This window comes from Nitriliruptor sp. (assembly GCF_040882075.1).
GTDB lineage: Bacteria > Actinomycetota > Nitriliruptoria > Nitriliruptorales > Nitriliruptoraceae > Nitriliruptor.
Window position 1 is genome coordinate 1 of record NZ_JBBEBZ010000169.1, and the last position, 2,250, is coordinate 2,250.

Annotated in this window: 3 protein-coding genes; 2 read left to right on the forward strand and 1 reads right to left on the reverse strand. The window is 70.6% G+C overall.

Annotated features, from left to right (window positions below; genetic code table 11):
• Positions 1-284: 284 nt before the first annotated feature.
• Positions 285-842 (forward strand): hypothetical protein, encoded by a 558-nt coding sequence (locus WEB03_RS10845; RefSeq protein WP_368070967.1) that lies wholly within the window; start codon positions 285-287, stop codon positions 840-842.
• Positions 843-895: 53 nt separating this feature from the next.
• Complete coding sequence (locus tag WEB03_RS10850; RefSeq protein ID WP_368070968.1) at positions 896-1,507, forward strand: RES domain-containing protein; 612 nt, start codon at positions 896-898, stop codon at positions 1,505-1,507.
• Positions 1,508-1,514: 7 nt separating this feature from the next.
• Here the strand turns inward: WEB03_RS10850 and WEB03_RS10855 are convergent, their stop codons facing one another.
• Complete coding sequence (locus WEB03_RS10855) at positions 1,515-2,075, reverse strand: Uma2 family endonuclease (RefSeq protein WP_368070969.1); 561 nt, start codon at positions 2,073-2,075, stop codon at positions 1,515-1,517.
• Between the last annotated feature and the right edge of the window lie 175 nt (positions 2,076-2,250).

Below are 2,250 nucleotides of genomic sequence, written 5' to 3' on the forward strand. Positions count from 1 at the left end.
GGTGACACGAACAGCTCCCCGTCGATCAGTTCGCGACGGAGGCCATCGTCCTGCGGCATGCGCTGAAGGTCGTCGTAGGCCAGACCCGTCGCGGTGGGCACGGACATCGCGGCTCCCCTTCGCGTCGATCGGCGGACCTACGAGCCACAGGGTACGTGAACGCCCACGACCGCTCCAGTAGCAGTCCTGTGTTACGCTGTGACCACATTTAGCACAGAGCAACTCGGCCACGCGGGAAGACCCGCGAGAGCCGGTCGACCCCGGTGGGGAGCGAGGTGGAACAGATGGCACCGCACACCAGCCGGGCGCAGACCCTCGAGCGCGTCCGCGGTCTCCCCGACCGCGCTCTCGACGCGGTCGGGGAGTTCCTCGACGCGATGACCGATCTCGACGTGACCCTGACCAGCGGTGCACGGCGCGAGCTGCCCGGCCTGCCTGCGGTCGGTGGCGACGAGCTACGGGCTGCGACCCTGCGCAACGAGGCACGGGTGTGGGCCGCCCGCGAGCAGCTGTACACGACCGGGTTGAGCCGCGAGCAGGCCGCCCGGCGGGCCGGGGTGAAGCCGAACCAGATCACCAACCTGCTGCGGGACAGCGACCTTCTCGCGCTCGACGGTCCCGAAGGTCTGCGGTTGCCCGCGTGGCAGTTCGACCCCGAGGCGCGTCGCGGGCGGCTCGAGGGGATCGCGCGCGTCGCGGCGGTGTTCCCCGGACGGGCGCTGTCGCTGTCGAGCTGGGTGGTGGCCCCGAACGCAGGCCTCGTGGGCCGCACGCCGCGCCAGGCACTGCTCGACGGTGACGTCGAGCAGGTCGTGGCGGTCGCAGCCCACCACGGCGCGTGACCGCTACGCAGCTGCCGGACCCGCCCGCACGGACCCCCGGGCGGCTTCAGACCGTGCCACCGGCAGGTCCCTACTGGCGGGTGTGGCACCCGAGCGCGAACACCACGGCTGCGAACCTGCCACGGACGTTCGGACCGCTGCACCGGTTCGATCCGCACCCCGCCGGACCTCCCGCGCAGCACGACGGCGTCTACGCGCTCTACGGGTCGTTGGCGTTCGAGGTTTCCACGCTCGAGGTGTTCGCACGCGGTGCCGCGGCCGTGGGCACAGTGGTCGAGGTCTGCCCACGCTGGCGCGGGTCGCTGATCAGCGCACCGAGGGCATCCCGCCTGTTCGACCTGACCGACCAGGATGCTGCCGCGCAGGTCGGGGCGTCCCCGCGGCTCGGTGACACCGACCTGGACACGGTCGGGTACGAGACCACGCAAGCATGGGGCCGGTTCTTCCACGCCTCGGCGGGTGTGCACGGCGTGCGCTACCTCTCGTGCCGTGCGGCCGACCGGAGCGGGATCGCCACGGTGCTGCAGCGCCGGACCGCGATCGGTGGCGTCCGAGAGCAGCACCGTCTCGTCGACGACGCGCTCTGGCCCTACCTGGTGCACACGCTCGACTCGGTCGGGACAGGGGTGACACGCATCGACCGGTGCCCGCGCTGCGTGAGGTAGTAGCTGGTCACCGGGCGAGGGCGTCACGGACGGGGATCCGCAGGTCGGGGAACGCGAGGCAGGTCAGGTCCGCGGACGCGTCGAGGGTGATGGTGTCGCCGTAGTGGGCGGTCTCGTCCAGTCGGTGCACGTCGACCACGTCGGCGTCGAGGTCGACGAACCAGTACTCAGGGACGCCCTCGCGCTCGTACAGCCGTCGCTTCTTGATCAGGTCGAGCCGTCGGGTCGAGGGTGAGGACACCTCGACGACCAGGTCGGGCACGACGTCGATGAACCGTTCGTCGCGAAGGTCGGCAGCACGGTCGGACCCGAGAACGACCACGTCGGGCTCGACGACCGTGCCAGGTGCGAACACCACGTCCATCGGTGCCGGGAACGCGAGGCCACCGTGTGCACGCACGTAGGTGTGGAACGCCGACCCGATCGCCATGACCGCGAGCTGGTGGCGGCGGACCGGTGAGGGTGACACGAACAGCTCCCCGTCGATCAGTTCGCGACGGAGGCCATCGTCCTGCGGCATGGGCTGAAGGTCGTCGTAGGTCAGGCCCGTCGCGGTCGGCACGGACATCGCGGCTCCCTTCGCGTCGATCGACGGACCCTACGGTCGACAGCGTACGTCGACGCCGCCGGCAGCTCCACGGCTGTGGACGACCACACCAGGGAGATGGAGCACGCTCAACGACCCGTGGCCCAGTACTCGTTGAGGCGTTCGATCGCCTCCTGCCGCGTCATCCGGCTGAGGT